Raw genomic sequence first — 15,878 nt, 5'->3', positions numbered from 1 at the left:
GATACAACCGTTACCGAGGTGCCATGCGGATAGCGCCGTCGAGGCGGATCGTCTCGCCGTTGATGTAACCGTTCTCGAGGATCGACGCGGCGAGGCGGCCGAATTCGTCGGGGCGGCCCAGGCGGGACGGGTTCGGGACGGTCGCCTCGAGCGAGGCACGCACGTCGTCGCGCAGGCGGGCGAGGAGCGGCGTGTCCATGATGCCGGGGGCGATGGTGTTGACCCGGATGCCCTTGCTGGCCAGGTCGCGCGCGGCGACGATCGTCATGCCGACGATGCCGGCCTTCGACGCCGAGTAGTTGATCTGGCCGATCTGACCCTCGAATGCCGCCACCGAGGCGGTCATGACGACCGCGCCGCGCTCGCCGTCGATCGGCTCGAGCTGCGCCATGCGTTCGGCGCCGAGGCGCAGCGCGTTGAACGAGCCGATGAGATTGAGGCGGATCACGAACTCGAAGTCCTCGAGCGACCCGGCCTTGCCCTCCTTGTCGAGCACGCGCATCTTGCGGCCGGCGCCTGCGCAGTGGACGACGCCGCGAAGCCCGCCACGCTCGTGCGCGACATCCAGGGCGGCGGCGAACTGCTCGGCGTCGGTGACGTCGGCGGGCGCGAAGACGGCGCCGTCACCGAGGTCGGCCGCGACGTCCGCGCCGTTGGAGCCGGGCAGGTCGATGAGGGTGACGGTGCCACCCGCGTCGAGGACACGACGCGCGGTGGCGAGGCCGAGACCGGAGGCGCCGCCGGTGATGGCGACGGAAAGACCCTTGAGTTCCATGTTTTCGATCCTTTGCGAGAAGTTCGGGATTATCAGAGCAGTTCGAGGATGGTGGCGTTCGCCATGCCGCCGGCTTCGCACATCGACTGCAGGCCGTATCGGATTCCGTTGTCGCGCATGTGGTGCACGAGACGGGTCATGAGGATCGCGCCGGATCCGCCGAGCGGGTGGCCGACACCGATGGCACCGCCGAGCGGGTTGAGCCGGTCGAGCTTCGCGCCGGTCTCGGCCTGCCACGCGAGCGGCACCGGCGCGAACGCCTCATTGATCTCGAATGCGCCGATGTCGTCGATGGACAGGCCGGAACACTTCAGCGCCTTCTCGGTCGCGGGGATCGGGCCGGTCAGCATGATGACCGGGTCGTCGGCGGCGACGACGGCGGTGTGGATCCGCGCGAGCGGAGTCCAGCCCTGCGACGCAGCGTATTCGCTGGTGGTGATGAGCAGGGCGCCCGCGCCGTCGGAGATCTGCGAGGAGTTGCCGGCATGGATCACGCCGTCCTCCTTGAACACGGTCTTGAGCTTGCCGAGCGACTCGAGGGTGCCGCCGCGGCGGATGCCCTCGTCGGTGGTGAGATCACCGAGCGGGGCGAGCTGGCCCGAGAAGGCCCCCGCATCGGTGGCGACGGCGGACAGTTCGTGCGAGCGCAGCGAGTACTCGTCGAGCGCGGTGCGGGAGAAACCCCACTTCTCGGCGATCATCTCGGCGCCGATGCCCTGGCTGAATCCCTCGACACCGAAGCGGTCGCGCACGTTCTGCGGGAAGTGCTGGCCGTCCTTGCTGGAGCTGCCCATCGGCACGCGGCTCATGGACTCGACGCCACCGGCGATCACCACGTCGTTCTGCCCGGAAATGACGGTCGCGGCGGCGAAGGACACGGCCTGCTGGCTCGACCCGCATGCGCGGTTGATCGTGGTGGCGGGAACGGTGACCGGCCATCCGGCCGCGAACACCGCGCTGCGCGACACGATTCCGGCCTGATCGCCGACCTGGCTCACGCAACCCCACTGGACGTCGTCGATCGTGGCGGGATCGAGTCCGGTCCGCTCGGCGAGCGCGGTGAGCACGTGTGCCGACAGGTTGACGGGATGGATCTCGGACAGTGCGCCACCGCGACGCCCGATGGGGGAACGGACGGCGTCGACGATCACGGCATCGCGCATGCGAATCGGTCCTTTGCTGTTGCGGGACACGGCTGGCGGGCAACCGTGGCGGGAAAAGACGACCGGCCGGGTGGTGGTCCTCACATCTGAGGAGACCACGCGCCCGGCCGGTGAGGGAAAGTCTTTCGGCGGAAGCTTCCGTTAGGTGGAAGCTATGCCACGACCTTCGTCACGCCTGACCACGGATGATCTTCCGATCCCGTTCGGGGTTGGCGAGGATCAGCACCAGGATTGCGGCGATCGCGCCGAGCACACCGATGTACTGGAACGACGTGGCATAACCGACGGCCGGGGACTCGGCGTTGTCGACGATGACACCGGTCGCGTACGGGGCGACGAGACCGCCGATGGCCATGAGCGCGAGGAACACACCCATCGTGCCTGCGGTCTGCTGCGGCGGGCACAGCTCGGAGATCGCCGCGTTGATCAGCGGGAAGACGATGGCACCGAAGGCGTAGCCGATGGACACCGCCGCGACCGCGAGAGCCGGAGTGCCGATGTACGGAAGGAAGACGAGCACCGAGCCGCAGATGAGCACGCCCACGCAGGGCACGATGATCCGCACGACGCGGGAGCTGAAGCCCTTGCCGATCAGCCGGTCGGTGATCGTGCCCGAGGTCACCATCAGGAACAGGCCGATGATCGACGGCAGCGCGAACATCGAGCCGGCCTGCATCCGGCTGTAGCCGAGGCCGACCTCGAAGTACGACGGCAGCCAGGTCAGGACGACGGTGGTCAGCGCGTAGACGACGATGATCAGGGCCGAGCAGCTAATGAACGTGCGGGTGAGGAAGATCTTCTTCCACGGGACCGACGGTTCGGTAGACGCGGTCGCGGTGCCGCCACCCTTGACGGCCGCCGCGGTGTAGGGGCCTTCCTTCCAGCCCGTGAGCCACAGCAGGACCCACACCGCGCCGAGGATCGACAGCGCGATCAACGCCATCTTCCAGCCGTATTCGACGGTGATGAACGTGAGAACGGGTGCGAGTGCGATCTTGGCGACCGATGCCGAACCGGCGAGCAGCGCGCCCGGCAGTCCGCGCTTCGCCGGCGGGTGCCACGAATACGTCGCGGTGTGCATCAGCGCCGAACTCGGGCCCTCGGCGAGGCCGAGGAGCATGCGGCACACGACCAGCAACACGAACGACGCGGAGACCACGAGCGGGAGCATGACGACGGACCAGATGATGCCGAGCGCGAGCAGGGCCCATCGGAGGGTCATGTACTTGTTGAGCGGACCCGCGAGGAACCCGCCCACCGTGAACGTCACGAAGAAGAGCGAACCGACCAGACCGATCTGCGACGACGTGAGGCCGAGCTCGCTCTTCAGCGGCTGCGCGATGATTCCGAGGACGGCCTTGTCGGCGTAGTTCACGACATAGAGGAAGATGACCAGCCCCGTCATGCCCCACGCGCGACCCGGGGTGACCAGGCTGGACACGCCCGCTTTTTCTGTTTTGTCGTTCAGGATTTCGCCTGTTGTCACTGGGAGTCCCTTCAAGAACTCGGAGGGGTCCGACGCGGGATGCCCTTCCCCGTCGTCGGCGTGAAACGTCACGCCTGGCGTTGCGACCCATTGAACGTGACCCATTTCACGCGTGGCAAGACGCCGTCGTCGAACTGACAGATTGCCGGTACCTATGTGTCGTCACCATCGGTGGCGGCCCGGGCGCCTGCTATTGGTCTGCGCTAACGGAGCATTAGCCGATCGGCGCTGGTCCCCGTTGTGAGCGTGATGCATGCTGACTGTGCAATCCGTCCGGTCACGTGTGCCCGGACACACCGCGACGAGGACAGGCAACGCATGAACTCCACCGCTTCCACCGACGAGCTCCCTTCGTCCACGGCACCGCTGGCCGGTGTGCGCGTGATCGAGGTGTCGAGCTTCGTGGCCGCGCCGTTGTGCGGGATGACCCTCGCCGCCCTCGGTGCCGACGTGATCCGTATCGACCCGATCGGCGGGGCCGCCGACTACAAGCGCTGGCCACTGACCGAGGACGGCGAGTCGATCTACTGGGCGAACCTGAACAAGGGCAAGCGCTCATTCGCCGCCGATTTCCGTGATCCGAACGCGCACAAGCTGATCCGAGACCTGATCATCGACGCGGGCATCGTCGTCACCAACGCCGCGGGACGCGACTGGCTCGACTACGAGGCACTCTCCGCGATCCGCCCCGACCTGATCCACGTGCAGGTGCTCGGCCGCGCCGACGGTACCGGCGCCGTCGACTACACCGTCAACGCCGCCGCCGGCTTCCCCCAGGTCACCGGCCCCGAAAACCTCGACGGCCCCGTCAATCACGTGCTGCCCGCCTGGGATGTCTCGTGCGGACTCTACGCCGCACTGTCCGTCGCGTCCGCGGTGTACCGCCGCGAGATCACCGGCGCCGGAACCAAAATCGTTCTCCCGCTCGAGGACGTCGCGTTCGCGACCGTCGGCAACCTCGGCTACATCGCCGAGGCGCAACTCGGCCTGCAGGGCCGCGGGCGTGTCGGCAACGCGGTCTACGGCACCTACGGCGCCGACTTCGCCACCTCGGACGGTGCCCGGTTCATGATCGTCGCGCTGACCCCGCGCCACTTCCGTGACCTCACCGAACTCACCGGCACCACCGCAGCCGTCACGGCCGTCGAGGCCGCGCTCGGCGCCGACTTCCGCGACGAAGGCGAACGGTACAAGCACCGCGCCGTGCTCAACGGCCTGTTCGCCGGGTGGTTCGGCGCGCGGACCGCGGACGAGGTCGAGGCCGCGCTCGACGGCACCTCCATCCTGCACGAGCGCTATCGCTCGTTCGCCGAACTCGCCGCCGACCCGCGGGTCACCGGCAACCCGATGTTCCAGAAACTCGACCAGCCGCGCATCGGAACCTACTCCGCGGCCAGCACCCCCATGTCGTTCGACGGCGTACACCCGGCCGTCCGTCCCGCCCCGGCCAACGGTGACGACACCGCCGAGGTGCTCGTCGAGCACCTCGGTCTCACCGACGACGAGGTCGACGCCCTCGCCGCATCCGGCACCGTCCGAATCAACCAGAAGGATCGCGCATGACCCGCCTCGCCCAGACGATCGGCCTGACCGAGTTCCAGACCGAGATCCTGGACACCGTCCGTACTTTCGTCGACCGCGAGATCATCCCGAACGCGCAGGAACTCGAGCATTCGGACACCTACCCGCAGGCGATCGTCGACCGGATGCGGGAAATGGGCCTGTTCGGCCTGATGATTCCCGAGGAGTACGGCGGCCTGGGCGAATCGCTGCTCACCTACGCGCTGTGCGTCGAGGAACTCGCCCGCGGCTGGATGAGCGTGTCCGGCGTCATCAACACCCACTTCATCGTCGCGTACATGCTGCGTCAGCACGGAACCGACGAGCAGAAGAACTACTACCTGCCGAAGATGGCGACCGGCGAGACCCGCGGTGCCTTCTCCATGTCCGAACCCGAACTCGGCTCGGATGTCGCCGCGATCCGCACCAAGGCCAAGCGCGACGCAGGCGGCGACTACGTCATCAACGGCCAGAAGATGTGGCTGACCAACGGGGGCAGCTCCACGCTGGTCGCCGCGCTGGTCAAGACGGAGGAAGGCGCGGAGAAGCCGCACCAGAACCTGACGACCTTCCTGGTCGAGAAGCCCGCCGGATTCGGCGAGGTCGTACCCGGCCTCACCATCCCCGGCAAGATCGACAAGATGGGCTACAAGGGCATCGATACGACCGAGCTGGTCTTCGACAACTACAAGGCATCCGCGGGCGACGTTCTCGGTGGTGTTCCCGGCCGCGGCTTCTTCCAGATGATGGACGGCGTCGAGGTCGGGCGGGTCAACGTCTCGGCCCGCGCGTGCGGTGTCGCGATCCGTGCGTTCGAGCTCGCCGCGCAGTACGCCCAGCAGCGCACCACCTTCGGCAAGCCGATCGCCCAGCACCAGGCGATCTCGTTCTCCCTCGCGGAGATGGCCACCAAGGTCGAGGCCGCTCACCTGATGATGGTCAACGCCGCGCGCCTGAAGGATTCGGGTGAACGCAACGACGTCGCGGCCGGCATGGCCAAGTACCTCACCAGCGAGTACTGCTCGGAGGTCACCCAGGCCAGCTTCCGCATCCACGGCGGCTACGGCTACTCCAAGGAATACGAGATCGAGCGGCTCATGCGCGAAGCCCCGTTCCTGCTCATCGGCGAGGGCACCAGCGAGATCCAGAAGACGATCATCAGCAAGGGCGTACTGCGCAGCTACGCACTGTAATTCGAACCGGGATCCGTTCCGGCCCAGCCCACGAGAGGGAGATCGACCGTGCAGCGTACGGTGTTCAACGAGGATCACGAAGCGTTCCGGGAAACGGTGCGCGACTTCATCGCGAAAGAGGTCGCACCGGTCTACCACGAGTGGGAGGCCGACGGCCATCCCCCGCGCAAGTTCTACAACCGGCTCGGCGAGCTGGGCATCCTGGGCATCCAGGCGCCGGAGGAGTTCGGCGGCGGTGGAGAGTCGTCGATCAAGTTCAATGCGGTTGTCGCCGAGGAGTGCTCGGCCGCCGGAGTCACCTTCGGGTCGTACTCGGTGCACTCGAACCTCATCCTTCCGTACCTGATGGAGTACGGGACCGACGAGCAGAAGCAGCGTTGGATCCCAGGGTTCTGTTCCGGCGACCTGATGTTCGCGATCGCCATGACCGAGCCGGGCACCGGATCCGACCTCGCGAACATCGCCACCACGGCGAAGCTCTCGGAGGACGGCTCGCACTACGTGATCAACGGTGCGAAGACCTTCATCACCGGCGGCGCCCTGGCCGACCGCATCCTCACGGTCTGCCGCACCTCGCCGTTCGATCCGGAGAACCGCCGCGCCGGTCTGTCGATCCTCGTCGTCGACACCGCCGCCGAGGGATTCTCGGTGGGCCGCAAGCTCGACAAGATCGGCCTGAAGACCTCCGACACCGCGGAGCTGTCCTACTCCGACGTCAAGGTTCCGGTCACCGACCTGCTCGGCGAGGAGGGCAAGGGCTTCCGGTACCTGACCCACAACCTCGCCCAGGAGCGCCTCACCATCGCATTCGGCGCATCGGCGACCGCGGCGGCGGCGTTGCAACACGCGATCACGTACACCAAGGACCGCAAGGTGTTCGGCAAGCCGGTCGCCACGTTCCAGAACACGAAATTCGTGCTCGCCGAATGCTCCACGGAGCTGCAGGCCGTCCAGCTGATGGTCGACAACGCACTCGAGCTGCACGACCGCGGCGAGCTCACCGTGCCCGACGCGGCCCGGGCGAAGCTGTTCGGCACCGAAGCGGCCGGCCGCATCATCGACAAGTGCCTGCAGCTGCACGGCGGATACGGCTACATCACCGAATACCCCATCGCGCGCCTGTACGCCGATACGCGCGTCAGCCGCATCTACGGCGGCACCAGTGAGGTCATGAAGACCATCATCGCCAAGGACATCGGCCTGTAGAGCACACCCCGCAGGTACGACGGGGCTCGGCCCCGGGCTGTCACACGCGGCCCGGGGCCGGGTCACGTCCCGGAACGAGCGCGGATCCGGCCGGGCGGATCCGACCGGCACCCGCTATCGTTTCGCGCCATGCGACTGCTCGAGAAATCGAAACGGGTCATCGAGGCCCAGCTGAGCAACACCAGCATCCGCGCGCTGTCGGGGTCGATGGTGGCCTACGAGGGCCAGGTGAGCTTCAAGTCGGCCGGGTTCGGCGGCGGCGAGGGTGTGCTGGCCGGTCTGCGGCAGCGTGCGACGGGCGAAGGCCTCTCTCTCATGGAGGCCGCCGGCACCGGTGTCGTCTACCTCGCGCACCGGGGCCGGAACGTGACCGTGCTGGAACTGAACAACGAGACGCTGCAGGTCGAGTCCGAGCAGTTGCTGGCGCTCAACGGGAACCTCACCACCAACGTCACGTTCGCGGGGGTCCGGGGCGGCATGAGCGGACAGGGACTGTTCACCACGACGGTGACGGGCAGCGGTCAGGTTGCGCTGCTGTCGGCGGGCGGGCCGCTGATCCATCTCGAGGTCTCGCCCCAGTACCCGCTGGTCGTCGACCCGGATGCGTTCGTCTGCGCGAAGGGGCAGCTGACACAGTCGTTCGTCACCGACGTCTCGTGGCGGTCCGCGATCGGGCAGGGCAACGGCGAGGCGTTCTCGCTGAAATGGGACGGAATGGGTGTCGTGTCCATCCAGCCGGCGGAACGGTAGGAAGCCGATGACGTTCACCAAGGTCAACAACAAGGTCGTCCGCGTCGACCTGAACCAGTCCGGTCCGATCGTCGCGCGCCGCGGCGCGATGCTGTTCTACACGGGCGCAGTGCATTTCACCCCACATCAGCTTCCGGGCAGCGGTGGGATGCCGGGAGGCCTCGGCGGGATCGCATCGATGGCCGGCCGGATGATGCAGGGTGAGCACGAGGCGACGATGGTCGCACAGGGCAACGGTGTGGTGCACTACGGATTCCGCGGGCTCGAGACCCACATCGTGGACATGTCCGGGGGCGGCGAACTTCGGGTCGAGGCGTCGCGCCTGCTCGCGCACACCTCGGGTCTCCAGAGCGCGGTCGTGCAGGCGTCGGCCGCTCCGGCGTCCGCAGGCGGCGGCGGTGGCCTGCTCGGCGCGCTGCGCGGAGCGGCAACCGGAATGGTCACGGGCACAGGAATGTTCACGACCCAGTTGTCCGGCTACGGCGCGGCCGTGCTGCTCGCGCACGGTGGGGTCATCGAACTGCAGGTCGGCGGGCCGGCACCGGTGTTCGTCGATCCGCAATCGTTCGTCGCGGCGCTGGGACCGGTGCGCACCGACCTGAAGTCGACGATGAGCTGGCGCAACGCCGGCCGGACCGGCGGTGAGAGCATGCAACTCGAGTGCACCGGGCAGGGCATCGTCTACGTGCAGGCATCGGAGGAGAAGCTGTGAGTGTCGTACTGAATCCGTCACATCTCGTCGGCAACGACAACGTGCCCGGCAACGGCTACGCGTACTGCATCGACCTGCAGAGCCCGTGGTTCCTGTCGAAGGGCGCGATGATCGCCTACTACGGGCAGATCCAGTTCACCGCGCTCACCCACGGGCTACAGGGTCAGCTGCTGCACATGGTGGCCCAGCAGTTCTCCGCACCGTTGCACCTGGGCGACTACGTGGTCGCCGAGGGCTACGGGAAGCTGATCCTCGGCGATCGCGGCTACGACATCAATTCCTACGACCTCGACGACGGAAACCTGACCATCCGGGCCGCGAACCTGCTGGCGTTCGAGCCCGGATTGTCGTTGAACCAGTCGATCGTGCCGGGCTTCCTCACGTTGATCGGCACCGGGAAGTTCCTGGCGTCGTCGAACGGCCCGGTGATCTTCGCGGAACCGCCGCTGCGGGTGGATCCCGAGGCCCTGGTGGGCTGGGCGGACTGCCCCTCGCCGAGTCACCACTTCGACGAATCCTGGATCACCGGGTACGTCGCGGCCGGAGCGCGCATGTTCGGCGTGCAGTCCGGGGAGGAGCGGCAGTTCGATTTCACCGGAGCCGGGACGGTGCTCATCCAGTCCAGCGAGAAGGTGATCGACGACAGTTCGGTGGTCCGGGTGATCGAAGGACAGTTGCCGGGACTGACCAGCAGCGGCCTGCAACGGATCAATCATGCCGTGTCGTCGCAACTGCAACAGCAGCAACAGTTCTGACGACCCCCCGGGCGAGGACCGGGCATTGCCCCTACCCGCTTTAGTCGCGATGTGATTACGATCACAGGATAGCCAGCCCTTACTGCGGTAAGGTTTGGACAACCTAAGTAACATCGCTCCAGATTGGTCGTCCGCATGTACGTCTGCAGCTGCCACGCTCTCACCCACAATCACATCGAGGCTGAGATCGCTGCCGGCGCGCGCTGCACCCGGGAAATCAGCGCGGCATGCCGGGCCGGAACCGACTGCGGCGGTTGCGTACGCAATATCTCCGCGATCCTGCGAGCTTCCCGCCGGAATGAGAACATCGAACTCGAGACCGCCGTGTAGCCAGCCCCTACCCGGCGGTGAACTCGATGGTTCCACCCCGGGAGGTGCCATGAAGGGCGACAAGAAAGTCCTGGAGTTCCTCAACGAGCAGTTGACTGCCGAACTCACCGCGATCAATCAGTATTTCCTGCACTCGAAAATGCAGGACAACCTCGGCTGGGCGAAGCTCGCGTCACACACGCGAGCCGAATCCTTCGAGGAGATGCGTCACGCCGAGACCCTGACCGACCGCATCCTGTTCCTCGACGGCCTGCCCAACTATCAACGGCTCGGCTCGATCCGCATCGGACAGACCATCAAGGAGATGTTCGAGGCCGACATGCAGGTGGAGATCGAGGCCCGTGATCGCCTGAGGAAGGGCGCCGAGTATATGCGCTCGGTCAGCGACATCACCTCGGCGAACATCTTCGAGTCCATCCTCGCCGAGGAGGAAGAACACATCGACTACCTGGAGACCCAGCTCGGGCTCCTCGAACAGCTGGGCGAGCCGCTGTACATCTCCGTGCACGTCTCCCCACCGGAGTAGCCGACCGGGGGCCGCCACAGTCGTTGACGACGCAACCACATCGCGTATCCTGGCCGTATGGACTCACCGCGGTGGCTCGACGACGCCGAGCAGCACGCGTGGCGCGCCTACCTCGACGCCACGCGGCTGCTCATGGCGGCCCTCGACCGGCAACTCACCCGAGATTCCAAGATCTCGCTCACCGACTTCGAACTGCTCGTCGCCCTCTCGGAGGCGCCCGGACGGCGCATGCGCATGAGCGCCCTGGCCGACGTCGTCGTCACGACGCGCAGCGGGGCCACGCGCGCGATCACGCGTCTGGTCGACGCAGGCTGGGTCCGCCGCGTCGAATGCCCCGAGGACAAGCGCGGCACCCTCGCCGAACTCACCGACGAAGGCGCCACCAAGCTCGCCGAAGCCAGCCCCGGCCACGTCGAAGCGGTGCGTTCGAGTATGTTCGACCTGCTCAGCGAGGAGGACGTCGCGCGATTCGGCGAATCCTTCGCCGCGATGCGCACGCACCTGCTCGGAAACGGCTAGAGGAAAAAATGAGCGACTCACCCGTGAACGTCGTCCACAACGAGGACCTGCAGCGGTACGAACTCCGCGACGGCGACACCGTCATCGGCTACACCCAGTACCACCCGGACGGCGACGTCCAGCTCGTGTTCGACCACACCGAGGTCGACGGCGCCTACTCGGGTCAGGGCCTGTCCGGCAGGCTCGTGCGCTTCGCACTCGACGATGTGCGCGAGCGCGGCAAGCGGATCGTTCCCATCTGCCCGTTCGTCCACTCGTACATCGAGAAGCACCCCGAGTACCAGGACATCGCCGACTGACCCTGCACGCGCGGGCAGTCGCGCGCGGACAATGGCGTCATGACCGAACGCAAGCGTCCGGACGTCACCTTCGAGTCGTGGGTCGAACGGCAGATCCGCGTCGCGCAGGAACGCGGCGATTTCGACAATCTGCCCGGCGCGGGCAAACCGATCCCCGACCACGGCGACGACGAGCTGTGGTGGGTCAAGAGCTATCTGCGCCGGGAAGGATTGTCCACGGAGTCGCTGCTACCGCCCCCGTTGCAACTGCGCAAAGAGGTCGAGAGGCTGCCGGACGTCGTGCGGGACATCCCGACCGAGGACGGTGTCCGCGAGATCGTCGCGGAACTGAACCGGCGCATCGTCGACTGCCTGCGCGCACCCGACCGGCTGCCCGTGCCGCTGCACCTCGTCGATGCCGACGACACCGTCCGCCGGTGGCGCACGGATCGCCGCGCTCCGGGGTGAAGGTTCGCCTCACCCACAGGCGACAGAAGGATCAGCGGCGGACGAGGTCGGCGACCATCCCGTCGACGGCCCGCACGCTGAGCACCTGATCCAGGGTCATGGAGGCGCAACCGATCATGCCGGACCGGTCGCCGTGTGCCCACGGCAGAATCTGCAGTGTCTGCGTCGCGGTCGCGATCGCATTGCCGTACAAGGTTTCCCGAAGTCCCGCGACGAACACATCGTAGGCACCGGCCATGTCGCCGCCGACGACGAGCACCTCGGGGTCGAGGAGGTTGACGGCCCCGGCGACCACTTCACCGATCCGCCGGCCGCTGTCGCGGATCAGCCGACGCGCCTCGCTGTCCCCGGAACCGGCGAGTTCGACGACATCGCGGATGTGTGTGATGTCGCGGCCGAGCGCCTCGAGGTCGCGCACCAGCGCCCAACCGCCGGCCACCGCCTCGACACAGCCGATGTTGCCGCACCGGCAGACCACGTCGCGCGCCGCCGCGATCTTCGTGTGCCCGATTTCGCCGACCGCGCCCACCGCCCCGCGCTGCAGCACACCGCCGGAGACGATGCCGGCGCGCAGCCCGGTGGACGCCTTGATGAGCAGCATGTCCCGGAACCGGCGGCGCTCGCCGAACCGTTCGGCCAGGACCATCGCGTTCGCATCGTTGTCGACGAAGATCGGAACGTCTCCGAGTGCGGCGAAATACGGTTGCAGCGGAACCCCGTCCCACCCGGCCATCGTCGGCGAGTGCAGGCTGCACCCGCGATCGACGTCGACGGTGCCCGGAAGCGCGACGCCGATCCCGACGGTGCCCGGACAGCCGGGACCGAGGGTGTCGCGCAACGTTCCGAGGCGCGCGGCGACGAGGGGCATCAGTTCGTCGGGGTCGTTGCCGATCTCCTGTTCCACGTCGTCGGTGCACAGCAGACCACCGGCCAGGTCGCAGACTGCGAGCTGGGTACGGCTGCGGCCGATCGCGGCGACGAGGACGATGCCCGCATCGACCCCGAACGTCAGGGTCGCCGGCGGACGGCCGCCGGTGGACGGGCCCTCCTCGCATTCGACGACCAGTCCGAGCGCCTGCAACGACGAGACCCGGGACGCAACCGCGGTACGCGACAGACCGGTGAGCTGGCCGATCTCGCTGCGAGTGGTCGCGGTGCCGGCGCGTACCAGCGCGAACACGTCACCTGCGGTCGCAGGGGCGAGCGATCGGGTCGTTCGGGTCATGGGTCAACGGTAAGCGCGATCGACCGGAGGCGGAGCACAGCCCCGAGCGTCGGGCACCCGGCGTCGCGTCGTGTCCTACGGCAGCGCGGGGAGCGCAGGCGTGGCGGTGGGCGCGGATTCCAGGGTGGCCAGTGTTTCCGGGGAAGGGGGAGCCGACAGCTGGGCGACCAGAGTGTCGAGCAGTTGACTGACGTGCAGTGCAAACGGGGTGACATTCACGCCGAGCATTCGCCTGCGGTGGCGGTCGGCGCTCAGGTGCAGGCAGGTCGACGAGGCCTGATGGATGCGGATGTCCCGCAGAGGTTGCGGCACGTCGGCGATGAGCGCGCCGACGCGGGCGTAGTAGGCGCGCTCGGATTCGCGGTGCGTCTGCGGCAATTTGTCCAGGGGGTGCATCTCCCGCACGAGCTGCTCGAGGAACGGCAGGTAGTAGCAGTCCTCGTCCTCGGCGAGCTCGATCAGAGGTAGTTGGTGCGCCTCGACGACGGAACGCAGGTCTGTTGCGGGAAGCCTGGCTTCGAGCAGGGACCGGCGACGCGTCAGGTCTTCGACCCGATTGATCAGGATGGCGTCGATGAGTCCCTGCTTGGAGCCGAAGTGGTATTGGACGGCCGATTTGTTGGCCATCCCCGCCTCGACGCCGATCCGGCGCAAGGGGACGCCGTCGAGCCCGTGTCGTGCGTAGAGGCGTTCCGCGGTGAGGACCAGTTCCTGCTTCGCGGAACGACCGACAGAGGGCATCGATTCGGTCATGGCGTTCATCAAACCACCCTGGACAGGGTTAAGTCCTATGCCTTACAGTTCAGTCCATCACATTATCTTTCAGACCTCGGGTGAATCACACGAGTGGTCGCGGGCCACTTTCCTCTCGAAGAAAGCGGAGCGGACCGTGGGAGTTCGGCCACAGGACATCACCCGGGAACATCCAGGAGGAGAGCAGTCATGGCAGGAATGGAGGGCCGCGTCGCGTTCATCACCGGCGCCGGACGCGGCCAGGGCCGTGCTCACGCCGTACGGCTGGCCGGCGAGGGCGTCGACATCATCGGCATCGACATCTGCGCGGATGTCGCATCGATGACCTACCCCAATGCCACCGAGGCCGACCTGAGGGAGACCGCGAATCTGGTCGCAGCGCAGGGACGAAAGATGGTCGCGCGGAAGGCCGACGTACGCGACTACCACGGCCTGCGTGCCGCATTCGAAGAGGGCTACCGGGAATTCGGCAGGGTCGACATCATCATCGCCAACGCAGGAATCATCCGGATGGGATCGGAATCGGAGGATTTCCTCGCCGACTGGAACGATGTGATCGACACCAACCTGACCGGCGTCTATCACACCGTGCGAGCGGCGCTGCCGGAAATGCGCGCCGGCGGCCGTGGCGGCTCCATCGTCATGACCGGTTCCACCGCCGGGTTGAAGGCATCACCGTCGTTGCTCGCGAGCGGCAACGCCTACGCCGCCGCGAAGCGCGGACTGGTCGGATTGATGCAGGGACTCGCGGGATATCTTGCACCCGAATGGATTCGCGTGAACACCATTCATCCCACCGGAGTGGCCAGCGGCATGACCCTGAACGACGCCATGCGCGAGTTGATGGAACAGGCCGCCGCAGGAGGGTCGAATTCGATCTCGGGAATGCAGAACGCGCTGCCGCTGCAGATGCTCGAGGCCGAGGACGTCGCCAACGCAGTGGCCTATCTCGTCTCCGATGAGGCGAAGTTCATCACCGGTACCGAATGGGCGCTCGACGCGGGCTTCATGGTCCGGTGACCCTGCCGGGCGGCTCTCCTCTCCCGGTACGGAATTCGAGGCCGACGTCGTGACCACTCTCCGATGAAAGCGAAACCCATGAGAACCGAAAACCCGAGCGCGACGGATTCCGGAGCGCACGAACGCTCGAATCGCGGGCGGCGCGAGTTCAGCGAAGTCATGACCGTCGGCCCACCGCCGGATCCGAGTCCGGTGACGGCGAACGGTTTGATCGACATCGTGTTCGGCGAGATCTGGACGCGGCCCGGACTGAGCCGGCGTGATCGCCGGTTCGTCACGCTGTCGTGTGTGGCCGACGCCGGTGCCGAGGAAGCGCTGGCCGAGCACGTGTATGCGGCGCTGCACAGCGGAGACATCTCCATCACGGAAATGCGGGAGACAGTCCTGCATTTCGCCGTCTACGCGGGCTGGCCGAAAGCATCGCAGTTCAACGGGGTCGTCGACCGGCAGTGGGAGCGGATCCACCGGGAGCGCGGGATCGGGGTTCCGCCACCCGAGCCGCTCCTACCGCTGACCACGGCCAGCGACCCGGATGCCCGGCTGGCAGACGGTGCGGCGGCGTTCAGCGAAATCAATTGCCTGCCGTTCGCGCCCGATCGGGACAATCCGTATCAGGGGGCGGGGATTCTCAACTTCGTGTTCGGTGAGATGTGGGTGCGGCCCGGACTCGGCATGAAGGAACGCCGCCTGATCACCGTGGCGTGCGTGGGGTTCCAGGGCGCACCCACGCCGATCACCTCTCATGTCTATGCCGCACTGAAGAGCCGGGACCTGTCCTTCGACGAAATGGATGAACTGGCACTGCATTTCGCCGCCTATTCGGGATGGGCGCAGGCCACCCACCTGAGCAGTGCGATCGCCGAACAGAAGGCACGCGTACTCCGGGAACGGCACGACGAACATGAACCTCCCGGCTGATCGGCGCCGGTGGTGCTGATGTGGACGCGGGACGGAGTCCGGGCCGGACGGCGAGACACGCACTGGTGCTTCGCCGTCCGGCGATGTCCCGTTTTCGTGGGTGCTAAGCCCTGGGTACGCGCACGATCAACGCATCACCCTGACCCCCACCACCACACAACGCCGCAGCACCCACACCCACACCACCCCCACGTTTTCATCTCCAGCAGCGCCAGATGNAACACGATCCGCGCCCCCGANG

The 15,878-nt window shown here is 66.8% G+C and carries 17 protein-coding genes and 1 pseudogene; 13 read left to right on the top strand and 5 right to left on the bottom strand.

All coding sequences use genetic code 11. From position 1 onward, the window contains the following. Nucleotides 1-10 precede the first annotated feature (10 nt). From A8G15_RS01315 to A8G15_RS01305, 3 genes are all read right to left on the bottom strand, one after another. Complete coding sequence (locus tag A8G15_RS01315) at nucleotides 11-775, bottom strand: SDR family NAD(P)-dependent oxidoreductase (RefSeq protein WP_068154602.1); 765 nt, start codon at nucleotides 773-775, stop codon at nucleotides 11-13. A 32-nt stretch (nucleotides 776-807) separates the two neighbouring features. Continuing rightward, entirely contained in the window at nucleotides 808-1,938 is a 1,131-nt protein-coding gene (locus tag A8G15_RS01310) for a thiolase family protein (RefSeq protein ID WP_068154599.1), read from the bottom strand. A 169-nt stretch (nucleotides 1,939-2,107) separates the two neighbouring features. Beyond that, entirely contained in the window at nucleotides 2,108-3,424 is a 1,317-nt protein-coding gene (locus A8G15_RS01305) for an MFS transporter (RefSeq protein WP_068154597.1), read from the bottom strand. 318 nt (nucleotides 3,425-3,742) lie between these two features. Between A8G15_RS01305 and A8G15_RS01300 the strand changes: the two genes are divergently transcribed. The 11 genes and pseudogenes from A8G15_RS01300 to A8G15_RS01250 form a co-directional block, all read left to right on the top strand. Next, a complete protein-coding gene (locus tag A8G15_RS01300) occupies nucleotides 3,743-4,987 on the top strand; it encodes a CoA transferase (RefSeq protein WP_068154595.1) in 1,245 nt (414 codons plus the stop codon). Further along, entirely contained in the window at nucleotides 4,984-6,177 is a 1,194-nt protein-coding gene (locus tag A8G15_RS01295) for an acyl-CoA dehydrogenase family protein (RefSeq protein WP_068154594.1), read from the top strand. The genes A8G15_RS01300 and A8G15_RS01295 overlap by 4 nt, the downstream gene beginning before the upstream one ends. A gap of 48 nt (nucleotides 6,178-6,225) precedes the next feature. Further along, nucleotides 6,226-7,383 carry an acyl-CoA dehydrogenase family protein gene (locus A8G15_RS01290; protein ID WP_068154592.1) on the top strand — a complete coding sequence of 386 codons (1,158 nt, stop codon included), beginning with the start codon at nucleotides 6,226-6,228 and terminating at the stop codon, nucleotides 7,381-7,383. 129 nt (nucleotides 7,384-7,512) lie between these two features. Further along, nucleotides 7,513-8,133, top strand: coding sequence for an AIM24 family protein (locus A8G15_RS01285; protein ID WP_068154590.1), 621 nt, complete (start codon nucleotides 7,513-7,515; stop codon nucleotides 8,131-8,133). Between the two features lie 7 nt (nucleotides 8,134-8,140). Next, a complete protein-coding gene (locus A8G15_RS01280; RefSeq protein ID WP_068154588.1) occupies nucleotides 8,141-8,845 on the top strand; it encodes an AIM24 family protein in 705 nt (234 codons plus the stop codon). Then, complete coding sequence (locus tag A8G15_RS01275; RefSeq protein WP_068154586.1) at nucleotides 8,842-9,600, top strand: AIM24 family protein; 759 nt, start codon at nucleotides 8,842-8,844, stop codon at nucleotides 9,598-9,600. Before A8G15_RS01280 ends, A8G15_RS01275 begins: the two co-directional genes overlap by 4 nt. Nucleotides 9,601-9,735: 135 nt before the next feature. Continuing rightward, nucleotides 9,736-9,930: a (2Fe-2S)-binding protein gene (locus A8G15_RS01270; RefSeq protein WP_068154584.1), complete on the top strand. Its 195-nt coding sequence runs from the start codon at nucleotides 9,736-9,738 to the stop codon at nucleotides 9,928-9,930. Nucleotides 9,931-9,979: 49 nt separating this feature from the next. Further along, on the top strand, nucleotides 9,980-10,456 hold the full coding sequence (bfr, locus tag A8G15_RS01265; protein WP_068154583.1) for a bacterioferritin: 477 nt from the start codon (nucleotides 9,980-9,982) through the stop codon (nucleotides 10,454-10,456). A gap of 57 nt (nucleotides 10,457-10,513) precedes the next feature. Next, complete coding sequence (locus A8G15_RS01260) at nucleotides 10,514-10,975, top strand: MarR family winged helix-turn-helix transcriptional regulator (RefSeq protein WP_068154581.1); 462 nt, start codon at nucleotides 10,514-10,516, stop codon at nucleotides 10,973-10,975. An 8-nt stretch (nucleotides 10,976-10,983) separates the two neighbouring features. Beyond that, on the top strand, nucleotides 10,984-11,274 hold the full coding sequence (locus A8G15_RS01255) for a GNAT family N-acetyltransferase (protein WP_068154579.1): 291 nt from the start codon (nucleotides 10,984-10,986) through the stop codon (nucleotides 11,272-11,274). 39 nt (nucleotides 11,275-11,313) lie between these two features. Then, nucleotides 11,314-11,706: pseudogene (locus A8G15_RS01250) on the top strand (DnaJ family domain-containing protein); the annotation flags it as partial. Between the two features lie 46 nt (nucleotides 11,707-11,752). Here A8G15_RS01250 and A8G15_RS01245 read toward each other — a convergent pair. Together A8G15_RS01245 and A8G15_RS01240 are read right to left on the bottom strand one after the other, a co-directional pair. After that, a complete protein-coding gene (locus A8G15_RS01245) occupies nucleotides 11,753-12,946 on the bottom strand; it encodes an ROK family transcriptional regulator (protein ID WP_068154576.1) in 1,194 nt (397 codons plus the stop codon). Nucleotides 12,947-13,021: 75 nt separating this feature from the next. Next, on the bottom strand, nucleotides 13,022-13,708 hold the full coding sequence (locus tag A8G15_RS01240) for a TetR/AcrR family transcriptional regulator (RefSeq protein WP_245687676.1): 687 nt from the start codon (nucleotides 13,706-13,708) through the stop codon (nucleotides 13,022-13,024). Nucleotides 13,709-13,888: 180 nt separating this feature from the next. Here A8G15_RS01240 and A8G15_RS01235 point away from each other — a divergent pair, with 180 nt between their 5' ends. Beyond that, nucleotides 13,889-14,719 carry a mycofactocin-coupled SDR family oxidoreductase gene (locus tag A8G15_RS01235; protein WP_068154571.1) on the top strand — a complete coding sequence of 277 codons (831 nt, stop codon included), beginning with the start codon at nucleotides 13,889-13,891 and terminating at the stop codon, nucleotides 14,717-14,719. A gap of 78 nt (nucleotides 14,720-14,797) precedes the next feature. Beyond that, nucleotides 14,798-15,637, top strand: coding sequence for a carboxymuconolactone decarboxylase family protein (locus tag A8G15_RS01230; RefSeq protein ID WP_068154569.1), 840 nt, complete (start codon nucleotides 14,798-14,800; stop codon nucleotides 15,635-15,637). Nucleotides 15,638-15,878: the final 241 nt, after the last annotated feature.

This window comes from Rhodococcus phenolicus (genome assembly GCF_001646785.1).
Classification (GTDB): Bacteria; Actinomycetota; Actinomycetes; order Mycobacteriales; family Mycobacteriaceae; genus Rhodococcus; species Rhodococcus phenolicus.
Note: the sequence above shows the minus strand (reverse complement) of the source record. Positions and strands in the feature narration are given on the sequence as shown.

Excerpts from the sequence above, each read along its gene's own strand:
- A8G15_RS01315 (WP_068154602.1), bottom strand. The coding sequence starts at position 775 with ATGGAACTCAAGGGTCTTTCCGTCGCCATCACCGGCGGCGCCTCCGGT.
- A8G15_RS01310 (WP_068154599.1), bottom strand. The coding sequence starts at position 1,938 with ATGCGCGATGCCGTGATCGTCGACGCCGTCCGTTCCCCCATCGGGCGT.
- A8G15_RS01300 (WP_068154595.1), top strand. The coding sequence starts at position 3,743 with ATGAACTCCACCGCTTCCACCGACGAGCTCCCTTCGTCCACGGCACCG.
- A8G15_RS01295 (WP_068154594.1), top strand. The coding sequence starts at position 4,984 with ATGACCCGCCTCGCCCAGACGATCGGCCTGACCGAGTTCCAGACCGAG.
- A8G15_RS01285 (WP_068154590.1), top strand. The coding sequence starts at position 7,513 with ATGCGACTGCTCGAGAAATCGAAACGGGTCATCGAGGCCCAGCTGAGC.
- A8G15_RS01280 (WP_068154588.1), top strand. The coding sequence starts at position 8,141 with ATGACGTTCACCAAGGTCAACAACAAGGTCGTCCGCGTCGACCTGAAC.
- A8G15_RS01270 (WP_068154584.1), top strand. The coding sequence starts at position 9,736 with ATGTACGTCTGCAGCTGCCACGCTCTCACCCACAATCACATCGAGGCT.
- bfr (WP_068154583.1), top strand. The coding sequence starts at position 9,980 with ATGAAGGGCGACAAGAAAGTCCTGGAGTTCCTCAACGAGCAGTTGACT.
- A8G15_RS01260 (WP_068154581.1), top strand. The coding sequence starts at position 10,514 with ATGGACTCACCGCGGTGGCTCGACGACGCCGAGCAGCACGCGTGGCGC.
- A8G15_RS01255 (WP_068154579.1), top strand. The coding sequence starts at position 10,984 with ATGAGCGACTCACCCGTGAACGTCGTCCACAACGAGGACCTGCAGCGG.
- A8G15_RS01245 (WP_068154576.1), bottom strand. The coding sequence starts at position 12,946 with ATGACCCGAACGACCCGATCGCTCGCCCCTGCGACCGCAGGTGACGTG.
- A8G15_RS01240 (WP_245687676.1), bottom strand. The coding sequence starts at position 13,708 with ATGAACGCCATGACCGAATCGATGCCCTCTGTCGGTCGTTCCGCGAAG.
- A8G15_RS01235 (WP_068154571.1), top strand. The coding sequence starts at position 13,889 with ATGGCAGGAATGGAGGGCCGCGTCGCGTTCATCACCGGCGCCGGACGC.
- A8G15_RS01230 (WP_068154569.1), top strand. The coding sequence starts at position 14,798 with ATGAGAACCGAAAACCCGAGCGCGACGGATTCCGGAGCGCACGAACGC.